This window comes from Hymenobacter sp. B1770, from assembly GCF_049896385.1.
Taxonomy (GTDB): domain Bacteria; phylum Bacteroidota; class Bacteroidia; order Cytophagales; family Hymenobacteraceae; genus Hymenobacter.
The window spans coordinates 1-19,955 of sequence record NZ_JAFCUF010000003.1 but is presented as its reverse complement, the minus strand read 5'-3'; the positions used below and the strand labels follow the sequence as shown (position 1 = coordinate 19,955).

The window sequence follows — 19,955 nt, the reverse complement described above, 5'->3', positions numbered from 1 at the left end:
GTTGCTAAAGTTGCTTTCCGTGCTGTCTCGTTCCCTTTATTTTTTGTTGCTGCTGACGCTGGGTGCCACCCAGTTGCCGGCCTGTGCCCAATCTACCGACACACCTTTGGCCGTGGTGATTCCCGCGGGAAAAATGTCTTGGCTGCAAAACAGGGTCGACAGCTCCGCGGTGCTGCGCCAGCACCAGGTAGGCATCAGCGTGGCTGATGCGGCCACCGGCGAAACTTTGTTTGGCCATAACGAGAGCCGGTACTTCACCCCAGCCAGCACCATGAAGCTGTTCAGCTTTTATGCAGGCCTGAAAATGCTGCCCGACTCGCTGCCCAGCCTGCGCTACTTTTCGCGGGGCGACACGCTGTTTTTCCAAGGCACCGGCGACCCGACTTTCCTACACGGCGACGTACCCAGCCGCCGCGCTTACGCCTTCCTGGCCAACCGGCCCGAAAAAATGCTGGCCTACTGCGACATTGCCAGCGTGCCCATCTACGGCCCCAGCTGGAGTTGGGACGACTACACTTATTATTTCCAGCCCGAGCGCACGGCGTTCCCGATTTATGGGAATACGGTTCGCTTCTATGCCGCTGCTCCGCTGCCCCGCCCGCGCACTGGCGGCACGGCGTCCATAGTCCGCCATCTGCCCACGCCGCAGCGCATTCGGGTGCTGCCCCGGTCTTTCGCGACGCTTACCGAGCCGGCCCCTGCCAATTTTCTGTCGCCCGACATCGACCTGGACACCCACGTGCGCCGCGACCCTCTCACCAATCGTTTCTACACGCTGCCCTCCACCCAGAGGTGGATTGATGAAGTGCCATTCCGCACCAGCCGAACGCTACTGCTCCGTATGCTGGGAGATACCCTACGCCGGCCCATAGTGGGTGTGCTGTGGCGCCCCAAGCCCGGCGACGAAATACGTACGCTGCGTGGCCTGCGCGTCGACTCTCTTTACCGCCGCATGCTGCGGGTAAGCGACAATTTCCTAGCCGAACAGCTGCTGCTGATGTGCAGCACCACGCTTGGGCGCGATTCGTTGAGCACCAGCCGGACCATTCGCTTCGCCCTCAAAAAACACCTCAACACCCTGCCTGACCGCCCCGTATGGGTAGACGGCTCCGGGCTTTCGCGCCTTAACCTCACTACCCCCCGCGCCTTCACGGCCCTGCTGCTCAAGCTACACCAGGAAGTAGAAGAGCCCCGCCTGCTGAGCGTGCTGGCAGCCGGCGGCGGGCAGGGCACCCTTCGCAAGCGCTACCACGATGCAAACGGCACCTGGTTCTGGGGCAAAACCGGCACGCTCACCAATAACGTGAACATTGCCGGGTACGTGCGCACCAAAACCGGCCGGTTGGTGGCCGTGAGCTTCTTCAACAACGGCTTTCCGGGCAATGACAAGCCGGTGCGCAACGAGATGGAGCGGCTGCTGCGCGAGGTGCGGGACCGGTTGTAGCGCAGGCAAGGGCCAACAGCGCGTTGCGGCGTAACATGCCGGTTCTGTAAGGCTTTCACAATGTCCTTAGCAGGTCTGGTGAATCCAGATGTAGCGCTTGCCGTTCCAGTAAATCATGCCGCCGCCCTGTTCTTCTTTGGTCAGTTCAATGGTGGGCCGCTTCAGACGCACCGTGCGAGTATCCAGTAGGTCACCATCGGGATTAAACAGCACCTCGTCGGTCCTCGGCCCCCTGTAGAGGCGCCAGTGGTTGACCCAGGAAAGGTCTCCTTTGATAATGCCTTGGTTGGTGTTGAGGCTGGTTCCCAGCACATGGGGCACTGCCTGCCCCTGGTGCAAAATGATGATGCCCCGGCTGCGTGTGGCCAGTCGCGCTACCAGAATGGCCACATCGATTTTGCCATCGCCGTTAAAATCGGCCTGCAGAAAACCCGGCTTGGCGTAGGCTTTGCGTTCGAACGTTTTGTTCAGGCCCGCTTGTGCCCATTGAGCCTGCGCCCAGGCCGGTAGTGGAGTAACCGGAGCAGACTTGGCAAGGGCGAGTAAGCTGGCAAAGAGCAGCATTAACATGAGCAACTATTAATAAAGCACCCGGAACTTGATGGTGTCCTCTACTCCACGTAGCGCCTTGATAACTTCCTGGTCGTATTCCTTATTGATGTCTGTTATCACGTAGCCAATCAATTCATTGGTTTTCAGGTACTGACCTAGGATGTTGACGTGGTGGGCAGCCAGCACGTTGTTGATTTTGGCCAGCACCCCGGGCACGTTGGCGTGGATGTGGATGAGGCGGTGGGCCTGCTGCACCGGCAGCTGTATGTTGGGGAAATTGACCGACTGCTGGGTGTTGCCGGTGTTGACGTACTGCATGATGCGCTCGGGCACAAACTCGGCGATGTTGCGTTGGGCTTCGGCCGTGCTGCCGCCGATATGGGGCGTGAGCAGCACATTAGGCAGGCCGCGGAGCTCGTTTTCGAAGCTTTCGTGATTGGTTTTGGGCTCGTAGGGGAATACATCGACGGCCGCACCGCCCAGATGGCCGGAGCGCAGGGCGGCGGCCAGAGCTGGCACGTTCACCACGTGGCCGCGGGCATTGTTCAGGAACAGGGCGCCGGGCTTCATTTGGGCAAACTCCTTCTCACCAAAAAAGTTGAGGTTGTCGGCGCGGCCATCGATGTGCAGGGTCACTACGTCGGCTTTCGTAAGCAGCTCTTCCAGCGTGCGGCATTTTACAGCGTTGCCGAGTTGCAGCTTTTCGGCGATGTCGAAGTACACCACCTTCATGCCCACGGCCTCAGCCACCACCGATAGCTGCGAGCCAATGTTGCCATAGCCCACAATACCCAGGGTTTTGCCGCGAATCTCGAACGAGCCGCTGGCCGACTTGTCCCACTCGCCGGCGTGCATTTTGGGGTTTTTCTCGGGAATACGACGGGCCAGCACAATGATTTCGCCGAGGGCCAGCTCTACTACCGAGCGCGTGTTGGAGAAGGGCGCGTTAAACACGGCCACGCCCCGCTTCATGGCTGCGGAAAGCTCAATTTGATTGGTGCCGATGCAAAAGGCGCCGATGGCAATAAGGCGGTTGGCTGCTTCCAGTACTCGCTCCGTCACCTGGGTTTTGGACCGGATGCCGAGAATGCTCACGCCCTCAATCCGTTGGATGAGTTCGTCTTCGTCGAGGCCGCCGGGCACAGTTTCTACCTGGTAGCCTTCTTCGCTGAACAGCTCCTTGGCACGGGCATCGGGGTTTTCAAGGAGCAGGACCTTTATGCGGTTTTTGGGGTACGAAAGAGTCATGGGAAGTTTTAATTGGTACAAAAATTCGTCGAAGGTGGGGAGCACTTCGTCGGCGCGGGCCACCACGGTGGGGCGGGCCACATTTTCGGTGTAGGCATAGAAGCGGTGGGCGAGCCCGGCTTCGCGAATTTGATAGTCGGTGTAGCCATCGCCAAGCACATAGACCGGACCATCGAGGTCGAGCAGCACGAGCTGGCGGATTTTGCCGCCGTCGCGGCTGAGCACGTTGGCCGGGTCGCAACCCGTGATGTTGCCGGCTTGGTCGAAGGTGAAGGTGTTGGCCAGCACGTGGTCGGCCACGATGCCAAACTCGGCCACCACGGGTTCGATGAACTCACGGAAGCCGCTGCTGACTACGTAAATGCGGTCGGCAAACTGCCGGAAGAAGTTGCCGTTGCGCCGTATGCTCTCGCTCACCTTGGTTTGCAGGCGGGCCACCAGCGGCGCCAGGTGCTTTTCGTTAGCCCCCAGCAGTGCCAAGCGGCGCGTCAGGGACTCCTGGAAACCGATTTCGCCGGCCATGCCCTGGTCGGTGAGGGCCCGGATTTGGGCCACCACGCTGGCTTGGTCGGGGTGACCTTGCAGGGCGATTTCAGCCAATTCATCGAGGCCTTCAACCTGGGTGAACGTGGAGTCGAAGTCGAAAACGAGGTAGGGCAGGGGAGCGGCGGAGGCAGACATATGCGCAAAGATGCGTCCGGAGAAACTGGCTATGATGCTTTGCGCTCAATTATTTCCAACAAGATGGAGTGCGTCGGGTTCAAGGCCCATTCGGCTGTTCAATTATTTGAGGGTGAAGGCTGGCCCCCGGGTATTGTTGGGCGCCTGCCCCAGCCGGTTCGCTGGCCTTATCGGCAAGCGAGCCAACGCCGGGCTCTTTCACTACGTTACCTAAACCATGACGAAAGCCGTTTTCATTGCCGCCGCCGAGCCCAACAGTGGCAAATCCCTGGTTGCGCTGGGCCTGGTGAACATGCTGCTGGGCCAGGCCCGCCGAGTTGGATATTTCAAGCCCATCATCGACTACGAGCCTGCCCAGGGCCCCGACCCGCACATCGACACCATCACGAGGCACTTCAAATTGGCACTGCCTTACGCCGATACCTATGCCTACACCCGCCCGGAAGCCCTGCGGCTCATCGAAGCCGACGCGCAGGGCGAGCTGATTGACGCGGTAATTCGCAAATACAAGCACTGGGAAGACAACTACGATTTCACGGTGGTAGAGGGCAGCGATTTCCTGGGGCCGGGCACCGCCTTCGAGTTCGACGCCAACCTGTCGATTGCCAAAAACCTAGGCGTGCCGGTGGTGCTGGTGGTGTCGGGCGAGGGCAAAAGCACGGCCCAGTTGGTGAGCTCGGTGCTCACGCTACTGCGCAATTTTGAGGGCCGCGAGGTGCCGGTGTTGCTGGTGGTGGCCAACCGCGTGGTGCCGGCCCAGGCCGAGGACGTGCAGGCGCTGCTGCGCGCCCAGCTCCCCGAAGACGTGCTGCTGGCTGTCATCCCCGAAAACCCCAACCTGCTGCATCCCACCATGCGAGAAATCCAGGCCGGGCTGGGCGGCAAACTGCTTTTTGGGGCCGAAGGACTGGGCAACCAGGTCGACAACTACATTATTGGGGCCATGCAGGTGCCGCAGTTTCTGAACTACTTGAAGGACAACGTGCTGATAGTGACGCCCGGCGACCGAGGCGACATTATTGTGGCGGCCTTGCAAGCCAACACGTCGGCCAACTACCCGCGGGTGGCGGGGCTGGTGCTCACGGCCGGCTCCGAGCCCGACCCGCCCATTATGCGCCTGTTGGAAGGCCTGCCGGGTGTGGTGCCCATTCTGGCGGTGCCCATGGGCAGCTTCGAAACCACTACCCGGGTGGCGAACATCAAATCCCGTATTTCGCCCGAAAACCCGAAGAAAATTCTGCTGGCCATCAACACCTTCGAACGGCATGTGGACGTGCGAGTGCTGGAAGAAAAGCTGGTGAGCTTCCAGTCCGAGGGTATTACGCCGCACATGTTTCAGTACCGGCTGCTGCAGTGGGCCAAACGCTCCCGGCGCCACATAGTGCTGCCCGAGGGCAACGACGACCGTATTCTGCGGGCCGCTGCCCAGCTACTGCACCAGGACGTGGTAGACCTGACCATTCTCGGCGACCCGGCCGAAGTAGCGGCTTCGGCCAAACGCCTGGGTTTGAACCTGCCGGCGGGCCATTTGCGCATCGTCGACCCGGTTAATTCCGAGCAGTACGCCGACTACGTGGAGACCTTTTATGAGCTGCGCAAAGACAAGGGCGTGAACCACGACATGGCCCGCGACCTGCTGCGCGATGTGTCTTATTTCGGCTCGATGATGGTGTACAAGGGCCACGCCGACGGCATGGTGTCGGGGGCGGTGCACACCACGCAGCACACCATCCGGCCGGCCCTACAGTTCATCAAGACCAAGCCGGGCGTGTCGGTGGTGTCGTCGGTGTTTTTCATGTGCCTGCCCGACCGCGTGGCCGTGTTCGGCGACTGCGCCGTGAACCCCAACCCCACGGCCGAGCAGTTGGCCGAAATCGCCATTTCCTCGGCCGAAAGCAGCCGGGCCTTTGGCATCGAGCCGCGGGTAGCCATGCTCTCTTACTCCTCGGGCACGTCCGGCGCCGGCGCCGATGTGGAGAAGGTGCGCCAGGCCACCGAACTGGTTCGCCAAAAGCGCCCCGACCTGAAAGTGGACGGCCCCATTCAGTACGACGCGGCCGTGGACCCGCTGGTGGGCCGCCAGAAGCTGCCCGACTCCGAAGTAGCTGGCCAGGCCAGTGTGCTCATTTTCCCGGATTTGAACACGGGAAATAACACCTATAAGGCCGTGCAGCGCGAAACGGGCGCCTTGGCCATTGGCCCCGTGCTGCAGGGCTTAAATAAGCCGGTGAACGACTTGAGCCGCGGCTGCACGGTGGATGATATTTTCAACACCGTAGTGATAACCGCCATTCAAAGTCAGCAAGGGTAGCGCGCCAGTAGCGCGGACTTTTAGTCCGCGCATGAACGAAACCCGAACAACCCATCCCACTCGCGGACTAAAAGTCCACGCTACACTCCTCATGAACATTTTCGTCGTCAACTCTGGCAGCAGTTCCATTAAGTACCAGCTTTTCCGATGGCCGGCCGAGCAGCCGGTTTGCAGCGGCCTGGTGGAGCGCATTGGCTCCGAGCAGGCCACCATTCGGCACAAGGTTTTCGACCTGCAGGCTCCCGAGGGTGCTCCGCCGACCGAGCAATTCTATACGCTCCCGCTGCCCGACCACGAAGTTGGCCTGCGAGAGGTAGTGCGCCTGCTCACGGAGCAGCCCAGCGGCGTGATTCAGGACCCGAGCGAGATTGCCGTGGTGGGGCACCGCGTGGTGCACGGCGGCGAAGCCTTCGCCGCCACGGCGCTCATTACGGAGGAAGTGAAGGCGGAAATTAAGCGTTTGTTTGTGCTGGTGCCGTTGCACAACCCGGCCAACTATCTGGGTATAGAAGTAGCTGAGCGTCTCTTCACTCACGCCCAGCAGGTGGCAGTGTTCGACACTGCTTTTCACCAAACCATGCCCGAACACGCGTACCGCTACGCCTTGCCTACGGCGCTGTATGAGGAGCAGCGCATTCGCAAATACGGTTTTCATGGCACCAGCCACCAGTACGTGGCCGCGCAGGCTGCTGCTTATTTGGACCAGCCCGATGCCCGGCTCATCACCATCCACCTCGGCAACGGGTGCAGCATGGCGGCAGTGCGCGGCGGCCGGTCTCTGGACACCACCATGGGGTTTGGCCCGCTGGGCGGTCTGGTGATGGGCACCCGCTCCGGCGACATCGACCCTTCGGTGCTGCTGCACTTGCAGGTGCAGCTGGGCTACACGCCCGAGCAAGTAAGCACGCTGCTCAACAAGCAAAGCGGGATGCTGGGCCTTGCCGGGTCCAACGACATGCGCGATATCGGCCGGGCTCTGGATGCCGGCGATGCCCGCGCTGCGCTGGCTTATGACCTCTATGCCTACCGCATTCGCCAATACATAGGTGCCTACACGGCCACACTTAACGGGCTGGATGCGATTGTCTTCACGGCGGGAGTAGGGGAGAATGATGCCATGGTGCGCGCCCGAGTGTGTCAGGATATGGAGTTCTTCGGTTTGCAGTTGGATGAGGTTAAAAACCAGGAGCGGGCCCCGGGCCTGCGCGACTTGAGCAGGCCAGAGTCGCGGGTGCGAATTCTGGTTATTCCAACCAATGAAGAGTTAGAAATTGCCCGGCAGTGTGCGCAGCTGCTTATAAATGAGTAATTACTCAGTGACCACGTAGAGGTCTGGTATTCACCAATATTATTGCAAAGCTGACCGCCGAGCTGTGGCTCTACCCATGCTTTCTGCTCTATGAAAACAGCTACCCTTTTGCTACTCTATAGTGCCCTGCTGCTGGGCCTGGGAAGCTGCACGGCTACACGCACCGTAAGCGCCGCGCTGCAAACCGATGCCGAGTACTGCGTGCCGCCGCTGGTGTACTCCTACGACCCTGCCACCGCGCCGCTGCTCTCCATTGAGCCGATGCTGGACAGCGGCCTGATGGCGCGTTTTTCGCGCCGCAGCTTGCTGGTAGCGAACGCAGCCGGCGCGCTGCCTCAGCTCAAAGCCTTGGTGCGGCTGGAGCGCGTTGCTCGTTTGCAACCCTCCACGGCCAACACGCTGGCTGTGCTGGCAGAGCGTCAGCGCGTGCAAAGCCGCCTGCAGCTGCTGACGGTGGCCGTGGCGAGCGTGTCCGCCGAGCTGGACTGCGAAGGCGAGCGCGCCAACCAGATAGCCAACTACCTCAACGCGCAGGCCAACACCCGGGTGCAGCGCCTCACGGTGCTTTCTATAGCCGTGGGGGCCGTGTCGGGCGTGGGCACCACGGTAAGCAGCAACCAGGCCGTACAGTACATTTTCGGAATTGGGGGCGGACTGCTCACGGCGAGTCTGGGGCTGCTCACGCTGTCATCGCACCGCACGGTGAGCTTCAATCACCCGCGCAATTTGCTGGCCGATGTGTGGCAGGAAGTTCCCGCATCAAGCGTGTACCCGCCCGGCGTGTGGTACATGCTGACCGAAAGGGCCTTCAGCAACCGGGGCGAAAATTCAGTGGCCCACAACACCCGCCTGCGTTGGCAGCGCTACGGCCAGCTGGCCGCCCCCGATACGAAAGCCGGCCGCGAGCAACAGGCCCTGTTATTTGGCAATGGCGGCCTCTACGAGGCTGACGAGCTAACCCAACGCGCCAACATGCTCGATGAGCTGCAGTCTTCGGTGCGGCTGATGAGCCAGGAACTGCAAGGGCTGCTGATGAGCTTGGAAAAGGACCCGGGCCGGCCATAAAGCTGCCTTGCCATGTTTACGTCTGTCGTTAAACCCAACCACAACCAAATTGGCCCTTCGCAGTACAGCCAGCATACTCTTACCACTTTGATGGGCGGCTATGGCACAGCAGCAGGTTGAATTAACCCTAGAATCGGTCACTTTCCATCAGACCATAGACGGCGTGGAGGAACTGACGCTGAACACCAACGCCGGGGGTGTGCCCGCCCGGCTGCACCCAGCCCCCGCCGCGGCCCCAGCCGTGGTGTGGGTGGGTGGTTCGGGAGGTGGGCTCGACGGACCAGCCTGGGGCATGTACCCGCGCCTGGCGGGGCAACTGGCGGCGCAGGGCATTGCCTCGCTGCGCCTGCACTACCGCCGACCCAACGAACTCGAGAACTGCGTGATAGATACCCTGATTGGGGTCGAGTACTTGGTGCAGCAGCGCGGCTACCAGTCGGTGGCACTGGTGGGCCACTCGTTTGGCGGAGCGGTGGTGATTTCGGCCGCGGCCCTCAGCAACCGGGTGGCGGCGGTGGTGGCCATGAGTAGCCAAACTTATGGCACCGACTTGGTTCCGCAGGTGAGTCCGCGGCCTTTGCTGTTGGTGCACGGCGAGGCCGATGAGATATTACCCGATGCGTGCTCCCGCAACATTTACGTCCGCGCCCAGGAGCCCAAAGAGCTGCGCCTGTACCCCGAATGCCGCCACGGCCTAGATGAGTGCCGCGAACAGGTAGACGCTGATGTGGTGGCGTGGCTGCTGAAACACCTGGCCGCAGATACTGGCACGCTTTAAAATGCGCGCCAAACTGGCGGTACTGAAATGGGGTATAACTTACCCGTACTACCTGCCGCCATTATGACCCAGCGCCTGATTTTTGTGTATAACGCCGCCGGAGGCCTGCTGCCCGGGCTGAAGAATATGTTTCACAAGCTGTTGTCGCCGGCCACGTACCCGTGTTCGCTCTGCGGCATCACCTACGGGGCCACTCAGATGCTGCCGGAGTGGAAGGAATTCATCAAATCATTGCCGATGCCGGTAGATTTTCTGCACCGCGAGGAGTTCGTGCGCGACTACCCGCAATGGCGGCATCAGCAGCTGCCCGCGGCTTTCACCGCTACTGCCTCGGGCGAGCTGACGCCCTTTATTGGGGCAGAGGAAATGGATACCACAGACCTGAATGGCCTGATGAGACTGGTGCACGCCCGATTGAAATAGCCAGCGAGCCAGTGACAGGCAAGAGCAAGGCCTGGGCTTAGGTGGGCCGTCGCTACCTTTTTACCCCACCTCTTGCCGCACCCGGCCGCGGTTGTTCCAGTTGGCATCGTAGCGCGTGCCGCCAAACAAATACAGCATGATGGCGCGGGAGTAGCGCAGCACCAAGGGCGTGAGCAGCAGCGCCACGGCGGTCACCGTCACGACGTATACCCACGTGTCGGGGTCGCCGAAAAAGAAGTACAGCGGAATGCCCACGGCAAACATGGTAGCCACGTTGAAGGCGAAGGTGATGTACATGGAACCAAAGTAAAAGCCCGGCTCCGGCTCAAACGACTGCCCGCACACGGGACATTGGGCGGGCATGCGGGCAAACTGGGTGACGTTGAGCGCAGAGGTTGAAAAGAGCTTGCCTTCGTGGCAGCGCGGGCAGCGCAGTGCGAGCAGCGCCAGGGTGGAAGATTCGATGGGGACAGCCATAACCGGGGAACGTGAAGTGAGCAGGAAACTATACGAGCAAATCGGGCGCCCGCATGTTAGCGAGGAGCTTTAAAAGCTACGCCTTGCTTCTTGCTACAAAACTACTGGGCCCTGCAGGCAGCCTCGCAGCCCTATTGCTGGCGCTTACAGGACAAATCAACGCTGCCGAAACGCCTCGGGCGTGGTACCGGTGTACTTGCGGAAATACCGCACGAAATACGAGGCATCCTCAAACCCAAGCTCGTAGGCTACCTGGGCCACACCCAGCCCTGAATGGCTGAGTAAGCGCTGCGCCTCCACCACCACCCGCTCGTGGATGAGCGTGCTAGCCGTCTTGTTGAGCACGCGGCGACACAGGGCGTTGAGATGGTTCGCCGAAACGTGCAGGAGAGCGGCATAGTCGCTCACGCTGCGCTTGGTGCGGTAGTGCTGGTTGAGCAGGGCCCCGAATTGGCGAATCTGCTGCAGGGCGGGGCTGGCTTCGGCGGCAGGCAGGGCGGGGTAATGCCGGGCTGCCAGTTCCAGGCACAGGTGCAGGTAGCTCCGGAAAACCGCGGCCTGATTGGGCTGTGGTGTTTGGTACTCGCTGAGGAGGCGCTCGACCAGCGGGCGGATTTCTGCTTCGGCAGGAGGCAGGTAGAGTACCGGCGGGTGGGTGCTGTCGAAAAACGGGTACTCGTAGAGGCCGTTGCCGGGATAGCGGAACAGATAGAAATCTGTGTCAAAAAACACCACGTAGCCGCGGGCGTCCACCCCTAGTTCCCAGTGGTGCACCTGCCCGGGCGCCAGAAAAAAAACACTGCCGGGCCGTAGCTCATACGTCACCAGGTCCACGGTGTGCGTGCCGGTGCCTTTGGTGATGTAGAGCATCAAGTAGAAATCGTGGGCGTGCGGCACGTTCACGTGCGGGAAACGCACCACGTGCGTTTCGAGCCGCTCGCAGTAGTACGGCGCGCGGGCCTGCGGCTGTGGAAACGAGGCCAGCGCTAGTACCGGTGGGCCAGCAGATTTCATAGGCAATCAGGAGTTGAAAGAGGCGAAAATAGGGGAGGGGGGCGGTTGAAGCCCATAGTGTGGGCTGCTCTGCCGCGCCCCGCGCGCCCCGGCCGCGCCGCAGGAGGTAACTTTGTGTACTGCTGGGGTCTGGTTGGCCCTGACTGGCGCATGCTCCCGGGCATGTGGTCAACGGGCGCTTTCTGCAGAGGCGGCCGTTGCGGGGTGCTGTTCGCGGTGCCTTCCCAGCTCGACCGACGCCCGCTAGCAGCGTTATAGTGCCTTGTTGTCGTGAAGAAGCTATTGTTGAGTTCCCCTGCCATTTGGGCGGGGCTGCTGGGGGCGTGCGTGTTGCTGCCCAGCTTTAATATGTCAGAAAATAACCCGGTCGCTCCGGCCCGCCGCAGCCGCACGTTTGTGCTCACTAGCACCTCTACCGTGCCAGTGCCTCCGGCCGGCACCAAGGAGTTCGACTTTTGGCTGCCCCTGCCGCACCCCGATGCCAGCCAGGACGTGCGCAACCTCCAGATTGAGGCCCCCGTGCCTTACAAAATCGAGAAAGGCGCCTACGGCAATCAGATGCTGCACCTGCAGCTGGCCAACGTCCCCACCACGCCGCTGGTAGTAAAGCTGACAGCTACCATCACCCGCCGCGAACACCTCAACCTGAAAGTTAACTCTGCGGGAACCGCCCAGAAAGCCACTTATAAGGAGAAGGCCGACCCCGACATGGCCCGCTGGCTGGCCCCAGACCGCCTCGTGCCCCTCGACATGCAAATCCGCCAGCAGGCCCAGAAAGTAGCCACCAAAGCCGGCGCCAAAACCAACCTCGACAAAGCCCGCGCCATCTACGAGCACGTGGTGAGCACCGTAACCTACGACAAAAGCGGCCAGGGCTGGGGCCGTGGCGACATCTACTACGCCTGCGACGCCCGCCGTGGTAATTGCACCGATTTCCACGCCATTTTCATCGGCTACTGCCGGGCGGTGGGCATTCCGGCGCGCTTCAGCATCGGCCTGCCGCTGCCCACCGAGCGCGGCAAGGGTGAAATTAAAGGCTACCACTGCTGGGCCGAGTTTTACACCACTGAAACCGGCTGGGTGCCCGTCGACGCTTCCGAAGCCGCCAAGGACCCCAGCAAGCGCAACTATTTCTTCGGCGCTCACGACGAAAACCGCGTGGAATTCACCCGCGGCCGCGACGTGGTGCTGGTGCCGCGCCAAGCCGCCGCGCCCCTCAACTACTTCGTGTACCCCTACGCCGAGGCCGATGGCAAACCCTTGGAAGTAACGCGGACGTACGAGTTTGCGGACGTGAGGTAATAGGAAGTTAGAACGTCATGCAGAGCGCGGCGGACCGGAGGTCAGATAGCTAAGCATATCGTCTGCGTCGTTGTTAAACCTCTGTCATGCTGACCTTTCGAAGCATCCTATCACGCCACAACGGTTCTTGAGTGTGAGAAGATGCTTCGTGCCTCAGCATGACAGACAATTGTCAATAAAGTGAGCAAGATGCTCCGCTCGGCATTATGGCCCCAGGCGCAAATGCGCTAAACTGCAGCCGGCTGCGTCTGTTCCAGCGTCTGCAAGTCCTCGGCCGTCAGCTGCAGCTCAATGGCTTTGAGAAGCTCTGTTACCTGCTCCACGCTGGTAGCACTGGCAATGGGCGCCGCCACGCCCGGGGCCTGCATTAGCCAAGCCAGCGCTACTTGAGCGGGCGAAACCTGCTGACGTTCGGCAACCACATCAATGGCTTTGAGAATGCCGAGGCCTTTTTCATTCAAATACTTCTGGCCCACGCCACCGCCCCGCGGGCTTTTTTGCAAATCGGCTTCCGTACGGTATTTGCCGGTGAGGAAGCCGGCCGCCAAGCCATAATAGGGAATGGCGCTGATGTTTTTCTGCTGCAGCACCGGCGCCAGGTTCTTTTCAAAATCCTCCCGGTCGTAGAGGTTGTAAAGGTTCTGCAGGGTCTCGTAGCGCGGGTAGCCATGCTGCTGGCTGGCGGTCAGCGATTCCTGCAGGCGCTCAGCGGTGAAGTTGGAGGCGCCGATAACGCGCACTTTGCCTTCTTTCACCAGTTGGGCGTAGGCCTCTAGGGTTTCGGCCACGGGCACGGTGGGGTCGTCTTTGTGCGACTGATAAAGGTCGATGTAGTCGGTGCCGAGGCGCTTGAGCGAGCCTTCCACGGCGCGCAAAATGTAGTTTTTGGCCAAGCCTTTGTTTTCGGCGTTGACCTCCCAGCCTACTTTGGTGGCGATAACCACGTCGTCGCGCCGGCCGCGCCGCTTCAGCCATTTGCCGATGATGGTTTCGGACTCGCCGCCCACGTGCCCGGGCACCCACACCGAATAGCCGTCGGCCGTGTCGATGGCGTTGCCGCCGCCGGTCACAAAGGCGTCGAGCACGGCGAAGGAAGTGGCTTCATCGGCGGTCCAGCCGAAGACGTTGCCGCCCAGCATGAGGGGCGAAATGGAGAGGCCAGAGTGGCCAAGTTCACGAGTTTGCATAAGGTAACAACCGAGGGTAAAGTGCAATCGGGCCACTGGCACCGCTGAGGTCTTTAACCGCTGGCAAGGCTCCGGAGTTATGGCTGGGCACCGCTACTATATTTTTGGGTCTCATCGTCAGCTTATGCGTGTTCTGTTGTTTTTGCTGCCGCTATGGCTCGGCAGCTTTGGGCCGAAACCAACCGTCGTAGAGCGGGACTTCAGCGCCTATTTCCGGGCCCGGCAGCTGCATGGCTCGTTTTTGCTTTTCGACCCGAGGGCCAGCCGCTACACCGCATTTGATGCGGCACGCTGCCGCCAGGGCTTTCTGCCGGCCTCCACGTTCAAAATTCCCAACACCATCATTGGGTTGGAGACCGGTGTCATTCGCGACACCAGCCAGGTATTCAAATGGGACGGCGTGCAGCGCACCTTCGGTGCCTGGAACCGCGACATGACCCAGGCCGAGGCCCTGCGTGTTTCGTGCGTGCCCTGTTACCAGCAGGTGGCCCGGGCAGTGGGAGCAAGGCGCTATCAGCAAATCTTGCCCAAGCTGAAGTTCGGCAAAATGGTTGCCACGGCTACCACCGTCGATTCGTTTTGGCTGGTGGGCAAGTCGCGCATCACGCAGTTCGAGCAAATCGCATTTCTGCGCCGCCTGCACGCCAACAAATTGCCGGTTTCGGCCCGTAGCCAGACGCTGACCAAGCAACTCCTGCTGCTACAGCAAACCCCGCAATACCGCCTCTATGGCAAAACCGGCTGGACCAACCCTGCCGGGCACGACAACGGCTGGTTTGTGGGGTGGCTGGAACAGGCCAACGGTGCCGTGTACTTCTTTGCCCTCAACGTGGAGCCCAACGCCGGCGTCCCCGTCGACCAACGCTTTATTGCCGGCCGCCGCCTCATCACCGAGCAGATTTTAACCGAGCTGGGCTACCTGAAAAAGTAAGCTGCACCGAGCTGCATAAGTTTGCCGCTATAAACTATTCCTGGTTACTAATTTTCGTGGGCGGCGGTGCGGGTGCCATAGCGCGCTACCTGATGCAGCAGTAAGTACAAGGCCGTTGGTAAGTGTGCTTTTGGCCTGGATAGGCTACTGGCCGACTCGTGGTGGGGCACTAGCGGCTGGTTAAATATTGCGCCAATGGCCGCAAAAGCTAACGAATGCCACACTGGCACCGATTAGCTTTTGCGGCCATTGGCGTTGGCACGAACCCCCGACAGGCTAGGCTGGGTTGTCGGCATCACCCATCTTGCCGCCGTCGTTGGCGGAGCTGGGGGTCGAGCGGGCGTTGGAGTACTCGGAATTATAGGCCGTGGTGTTTTTGGTTTGATTGGCTTTTTCGGTATCGGGGCCACCGCCGTCGTTTACATTATTGGGGCGGTCCCCGCGGTTGCTGCTGCCCTTAGCGTCCTGGGGCGTTTCGTTGGTGCCGCTGCGGTTGCCGCCATGGTCGCCAAAGCTATCGGGAGAAGAAGTCAGCTTGTTGGCGCCTTGCTGCTGCGCACTCACGCCGCCCACGTTCTCGGGACGGGGCGCGTCGGTGCCATCGTTAGCTACCTGCTGCTGCGTGCGACGATGCACGTTTTCAGCATCAGCGTCTTCATTGTTGCGGTTATTCGAATCATCAGCTGCCATAAGAATCAGGTTTAACTAAAGTGAAAAGGAGGATAGAGAAATGGATGAGAAGCAAGTTCTCCAGCTTCGGGCTGTACGGTAGTGATGCCACCCATCAACCATTAATAAAGTTGCCCGCTGAAGCAAAGACCAGTATGCTGGTGCAAACACTGGGGAAAGTGGTATAGCCCAAACGATACACTTATTCTAAGTATACGAGGTGCAGGAGGCATTGTTCCGTGAAGCCGTTGCTAGTCAGTGCAAAGCCCCAGACCTGTTGCTGAGGTAGCTACTGTTGCACTTATTGCTCATGTTGGGTAAGTTTCTGCTGATGAAAATTCTGCCACTTCAAATGGCCATGCTCAAGCAGCAAAATTTCTTTCCCTCCATGCAGTCACTGAATTTGGGCGAAATCCCGGTGAAGTAGTTGAACAGCCAGTACAGCCCCATCACCACCCCAAAAACGATGATGGCGTGGCTGATAGGCACCTCCGAGTAGAATATGGCATTGCTCGCAATAGAACCGAGCCCGATGAGAATGCTCAGCTAAAATCACGCCAGCTGCTTAGCGCAGCGCAGCCAGCAGCATCAGGTGGGTAACCACGCAGCGGAAAAGCACTTCCAGTGCGAAGAGCCGGGTGTGCTCGCCTAGCCACACCAGATTTTGCCAGTCGAAGGCCGTAACGGGTTCGGCGGAACAAGCATGGGCGGGATGGAAAGTTGATGGCCACCCGGTAGCGGCTACCGGGTGGCGAGTACCCGCCAGCCATGAGCGGCTACACGCAAGGTGCCGGTAGGGGCGGGGCGTTGCGTGAATACGTCAAGCACGGCCGTAGGGCTTGCGGACTGAGCCAGCACTACTTGTTGTGGAATAGCCCCGAGGTTAATGGCCACGACTACCACGGCGTCGTCTTTTCGGCGCTCAAAAGCAACCGTTTGGGGTGGGCTGGGCAAGAGCTGGAACTTGCTGTCGGCGTCAAAATTCAGCAGCGCCGGGTGGTGCTTTTTGAGTTGCAGCAGCGTCGTGTAGAAGTTTTGCAACGGGTACCCATTCCACGGAATGGTGTCTTTGTCGAAGAAGCGCAGGCGCTTCTTGAGGGCCGCTTCCTGACCACTATATAGCATGGGAATGCCGGGCCACAGGGCCGTGAGCACGGCCATGGGCCGAGCGTTAGCCCCAAGGCGCTCGTACTCGCTGCCGTCCCAGGCGTTGATGTCGTGGGTGCTGGTGAAGGTCATCAGGTTCACGCCCGGCGGGTACAGGCGACGCTCGGCGGCCCAGTAGCGGGCCAGCTCAGCTATGGGTTTCTGGCCCCGGCCCAGGCTGTCGAGCACGTCGTGCAGGCGCAGGGCATAAGCCGCATCAAAGGCCTTTTCCAGCAGGCGGGTGTTGGGGTCAAACTCGCTGCGGCTGATGAACGTGGGCGGAAACAGCTCGTCCCACTCAGCCAGCAGAAACACCGGCTTGATTTTCTCTAGTTCCGTTCGCGTGTCGTTCCAGAAATCGGTGGGCACTAGTCCGGCCACGTCGGCCCGGAAGCCGTCGATGTCGGCGTTTTTAACCCAGTAAGCCATGCTTTCGGTCATGTAGTGGCGCAGGGCGGGCTTGCTGTAGTCGAGGTCGATGACGTCCTGCCAGTCGGCCACGGGCGGGCGGAAGTTGCCGAGGCTGTCGTGCGTGTACCAGTCGGGGTGCTGGGTGGTGAGGGCATTGTCCCAACTGCTGTGGTTGGCCACCCAGTCGAGGATAACGCGCATGCCCAGGCCGTGGGCTGCCTGCACCAAATGCTGCAAATCGGCCATAGACCCCAGCTCGGGATTTACGGCGCGGTAGTCGCGCACAGAGTAGGCGCTGCCCAGCGTGCCCTTGCGGTGGCTCACGCCAATGGGGTGAACGGGCATCAGCCACAGAATGCCCACGCCCATCTTTTGCAGACGCGGCAGGTGCGACTCGAAGGCCCGGAAGGTGCCCTCGGGCGTGTACTGGCGCACATTCACCTGGTAAATAGTGGCGGCCGAGGCCCACGCTGGATGCCGAATGATAAATGCCGTGGCGTTTGGCGCCGCAGTGGCGGCCGTCCCGGATTCATCGCTTTGCTTGGGGCCCGACTGGCAGGCGCCGAGCAACAACAGGGGCAAAAACAGCGCCCAGAACGAAGGAGGAAATGGGGCAAAAGTCATGGCGCAATGTAAAGAACATTGGGCATGGTGCTACGGAGGCACAAGCCCGGCGCCTATCAGCTCGAGTGCATTGGCACCTGGTTTTCATTGATGCTGTTCCTGTTCCCGCGCCTGCTGCGGCAGTGCGGTTGCTGCATCGACGGCTTGGTGAACAGCAGGCTGTGTCGGGGTGGCGAGGCGGAGCTGCACTTCGGCCACCCCGACACAGCCTGCTTGGCATTGCCTTCAAAAACGGATTCAACTCCAAGACTACTTTCAACCTGTTTTTAAACAAGTGACGGGCGTGGCCCGGCGGGGTTATCGGCCTCATGCAAAGGCTAATAATCCCGCCGGGCCACGCCCGTTGTCTTCGTGTTAGGTGCTTACTTCCGCCCTTGGCGGGCAAAGCCGGTGCGTTACGTCAGGAATTAGTCATTTCGGTCGACGCCATTTACCGTAATGGTATTGGCCTTATCGATGACAATGTCATACTGGTAGCACGTGCTGATGTCGGTAGCCTTGACGTAGTTGGTGTTGTTCACCGTGATGGTGAACGTGACTTGCCCAGGGGCATAATTGGCGTAATCAGACGAAGTACCCGGGTCTACGTTGTTGATGTTGATGGTATTGCCGCCCGAAGTTTTAACCTGAACACTGGCTTTCTGAGTCCCGTTGTTGGTGATGCGCGCACGGGGCTCTTCGCCTTTGCATTTTTTGCAGCCACTAGCTGAGAGAAGGATGACACTGGCAGACAGAGTGGACACCAAAAAATTCTTGAATTTCATTATGAGGAGTGGCTGGATTTGGAAGCTATAGAGGCGTAAGCCTAGGATTGAGAATAGTGAAAGTTACCGGTAAGCCGGCTTTAGTACCTGTTGTAGACTTGCCATCTCATGCCGTAGATTGCTGATGTAGAGCGCCGAAACGGGTGCTTTGTCAACTGAGATGTTGCTGGCGTCAATCAATCGCTGCAAAATGGGTTGGGCGTCACTCACCTGTTGGTGCTTGTAATCGAGCATCATTTGGGTGCGCCGCAGCTGAAAATGGGTGCCAACCAATTTGGCCAAGGCCTTGAGCGACTCCAGCTTTAGCTCCGGCAGTTCCCGGGGGCGGGTGTCAAGCACGCACAGGGTGCCCATCGGCAAGCCCTGGGCATCCTTCACTGCTACTCCGGCATAAAAAGCGATGTTGGGCTCATTTACGATGAGCGGGTTATCAAAGAACCGCTCATCGTAGCGCAGGTTGGGGACCACTGTTGCCTCGTCCGGATTCAGAATGGTATAGGCACAAAAAGAAAGCTCCAGGGGCAGGCTTCCGCCTTCGAAGCCATGAGCCGATTTGCTCCAGTGCCGGTCGCCGGCAATCAGGTTGATGGCGGCAATGGGGGTGCCGCAGATTTCGGCCGCCAGGCGCGTGATGTCGTCGTACACCTCCTCGGGTAGGGTGTCGAGCAGGTTGTGTTCGCCCAGCGAGCGTAGGCGGTTAAATTCATCGGGGTGGGTAGGAGCAATTATCATGGGTAGAAGAGAAAAGGTGGAAAACGAAAGTGTTGTTCTTGTATACGAGTTGGCCCGGTTTAGAAATTTAGTCTCGTGGGACAGTCTCAATCTCCAGTACAGAGAAATATTTATATCTTTATAAATTAAAGTGATTATACGGCGTTTGTAAGCGAATTTAAACGGTAAAATTCATATTTTTGTTCAGCACTCTGATATTGGCAGAGCATGGTTTGTATAGGGCCATAGTAACTAGGTGGATACAAGTTCAATAATGCAAAATCTTGACACAGATATTTTGCCTGAGCCACGGTTCACTAGAAAACGCACACAGTAGTTTAATACAATTCAGGCAGTGCCAATGCGCCGTTTAAAGTATTTGCTTCTTGCTGGAGTTAGTGCAATCGAGCGCGTGCCTGCAAATCAGTTAGGCCAGGATGCAAGGAGGGACTTGTAGTAGTGATGGCATGCAGCATGGGCTGGGCCGCCCGCACCTGTGCCCGCGTTTTCTCCATTCTCCATTAGTGTACGGCGGATCTGGAAGGGGGTATTCACGAGCTTGGTCAGCGCCTTAATGGGTTCCAGTTTAAGGTACGACAGTTCCCGGGGCCGGATGTGGCAAACGCACAGCGAACCCAGGCCCTAACCTTGGGCATCCTCCACTGGCACTCCGGCATAAAAAACAACGCCCAGACCACCGGTGACATTCGGGTTGTCATGAAATCGCTCATCGTAGCGGGCGTCTGACACCACGAGGGGTTCGTCGGGGTTGAAAATTGCGTGCGCGCAGTACGAATTCTCCCGTGACGAGCTTACGGCCTCAATGCCCACGACTGATTTCGACCACTGCCGGTCGCCGGCAATCAGGTTGATGGCGGCAATGGGGGTGCCGCAGATTTCGGCCGCCA

18 protein-coding genes are annotated in these 19,955 nt (G+C 59.6%); 8 read left to right on the top strand and 10 right to left on the bottom strand.

All coding sequences use genetic code 11. The features are described from left to right. The first annotated feature begins 19 nt into the window (after positions 1-19). Positions 20-1,444 carry a D-alanyl-D-alanine carboxypeptidase/D-alanyl-D-alanine-endopeptidase gene (locus ACP7AJ_RS06980; protein WP_426059480.1) on the top strand — a complete coding sequence of 475 codons (1,425 nt, stop codon included), beginning with the start codon at positions 20-22 and terminating at the stop codon, positions 1,442-1,444. 66 nt (positions 1,445-1,510) lie between these two features. On the opposite strand, the gene ACP7AJ_RS06975 is transcribed toward ACP7AJ_RS06980, so the two are convergent. Beyond that, positions 1,511-2,014 carry a hypothetical protein gene (locus ACP7AJ_RS06975; protein ID WP_426059479.1) on the bottom strand — a complete coding sequence of 168 codons (504 nt, stop codon included), beginning with the start codon at positions 2,012-2,014 and terminating at the stop codon, positions 1,511-1,513. A 9-nt stretch (positions 2,015-2,023) separates the two neighbouring features. Next, positions 2,024-3,925, bottom strand: coding sequence for a phosphoglycerate dehydrogenase (serA, locus tag ACP7AJ_RS06970; RefSeq protein WP_426059478.1), 1,902 nt, complete (start codon positions 3,923-3,925; stop codon positions 2,024-2,026). Positions 3,926-4,142: 217 nt separating this feature from the next. On the opposite strand from serA, the gene pta reads away from it, so the two are divergent. From pta to ACP7AJ_RS06945, 5 genes are all read left to right on the top strand, one after another. Next, entirely contained in the window at positions 4,143-6,236 is a 2,094-nt protein-coding gene (gene pta, locus ACP7AJ_RS06965) for a phosphate acetyltransferase (RefSeq protein WP_426059477.1), read from the top strand. A gap of 91 nt (positions 6,237-6,327) precedes the next feature. After that, complete coding sequence (locus tag ACP7AJ_RS06960; protein WP_426059476.1) at positions 6,328-7,545, top strand: acetate/propionate family kinase; 1,218 nt, start codon at positions 6,328-6,330, stop codon at positions 7,543-7,545. A 90-nt stretch (positions 7,546-7,635) separates the two neighbouring features. Beyond that, positions 7,636-8,610 (top strand): hypothetical protein, encoded by a 975-nt coding sequence (locus ACP7AJ_RS06955; protein ID WP_426059475.1) that lies wholly within the window; start codon positions 7,636-7,638, stop codon positions 8,608-8,610. Positions 8,611-8,710: 100 nt separating this feature from the next. After that, entirely contained in the window at positions 8,711-9,388 is a 678-nt protein-coding gene (locus ACP7AJ_RS06950; RefSeq protein ID WP_426059474.1) for an alpha/beta hydrolase, read from the top strand. A gap of 63 nt (positions 9,389-9,451) precedes the next feature. Next, on the top strand, positions 9,452-9,811 hold the full coding sequence (locus ACP7AJ_RS06945) for a hypothetical protein (RefSeq protein WP_426059473.1): 360 nt from the start codon (positions 9,452-9,454) through the stop codon (positions 9,809-9,811). A gap of 60 nt (positions 9,812-9,871) precedes the next feature. Here ACP7AJ_RS06945 and ACP7AJ_RS06940 read toward each other — a convergent pair whose 3' ends face one another. Together ACP7AJ_RS06940 and ACP7AJ_RS06935 are read right to left on the bottom strand one after the other, a co-directional pair. After that, a complete protein-coding gene (locus ACP7AJ_RS06940) occupies positions 9,872-10,288 on the bottom strand; it encodes a DUF983 domain-containing protein (protein ID WP_426059472.1) in 417 nt (138 codons plus the stop codon). Positions 10,289-10,444: 156 nt separating this feature from the next. After that, positions 10,445-11,302 carry a helix-turn-helix domain-containing protein gene (locus tag ACP7AJ_RS06935; RefSeq protein WP_426059471.1) on the bottom strand — a complete coding sequence of 286 codons (858 nt, stop codon included), beginning with the start codon at positions 11,300-11,302 and terminating at the stop codon, positions 10,445-10,447. A 348-nt stretch (positions 11,303-11,650) separates the two neighbouring features. On the opposite strand from ACP7AJ_RS06935, the gene ACP7AJ_RS06930 reads away from it, so the two are divergent. Then, on the top strand, positions 11,651-12,604 hold the full coding sequence (locus tag ACP7AJ_RS06930) for a transglutaminase-like domain-containing protein (protein WP_426059470.1): 954 nt from the start codon (positions 11,651-11,653) through the stop codon (positions 12,602-12,604). Between the two features lie 227 nt (positions 12,605-12,831). Here ACP7AJ_RS06930 and ACP7AJ_RS06925 read toward each other — a convergent pair whose 3' ends face one another. Continuing rightward, positions 12,832-13,791, bottom strand: a complete 960-nt coding sequence (locus ACP7AJ_RS06925; protein ID WP_426059469.1) for an aldo/keto reductase — start codon at positions 13,789-13,791, stop codon at positions 12,832-12,834. 124 nt (positions 13,792-13,915) lie between these two features. Between ACP7AJ_RS06925 and blaOXA the strand changes: the two genes are divergently transcribed. Then, positions 13,916-14,722 (top strand): class D beta-lactamase, encoded by an 807-nt coding sequence (gene blaOXA / locus ACP7AJ_RS06920; protein WP_426059468.1) that lies wholly within the window; start codon positions 13,916-13,918, stop codon positions 14,720-14,722. 276 nt (positions 14,723-14,998) lie between these two features. Here blaOXA and ACP7AJ_RS06915 read toward each other — a convergent pair whose 3' ends face one another. The 5 genes from ACP7AJ_RS06915 to ACP7AJ_RS06895 all read right to left on the bottom strand — a co-directional run. Next, positions 14,999-15,412, bottom strand: a complete 414-nt coding sequence (locus ACP7AJ_RS06915; RefSeq protein ID WP_426059467.1) for a hypothetical protein — start codon at positions 15,410-15,412, stop codon at positions 14,999-15,001. A gap of 720 nt (positions 15,413-16,132) precedes the next feature. Then, positions 16,133-17,572, bottom strand: coding sequence for an alpha-amylase family glycosyl hydrolase (locus ACP7AJ_RS06910; RefSeq protein WP_426059466.1), 1,440 nt, complete (start codon positions 17,570-17,572; stop codon positions 16,133-16,135). A gap of 407 nt (positions 17,573-17,979) precedes the next feature. Next, complete coding sequence (locus ACP7AJ_RS06905) at positions 17,980-18,315, bottom strand: hypothetical protein (protein ID WP_426059465.1); 336 nt, start codon at positions 18,313-18,315, stop codon at positions 17,980-17,982. Between the two features lie 84 nt (positions 18,316-18,399). Next, complete coding sequence (locus ACP7AJ_RS06900; RefSeq protein ID WP_426059464.1) at positions 18,400-19,068, bottom strand: GAF domain-containing protein; 669 nt, start codon at positions 19,066-19,068, stop codon at positions 18,400-18,402. 621 nt (positions 19,069-19,689) lie between these two features. Continuing rightward, the coding region (locus tag ACP7AJ_RS06895; protein ID WP_426059463.1) for a GAF domain-containing protein at positions 19,690-19,955 on the bottom strand (266 nt) is incomplete at its 5' end.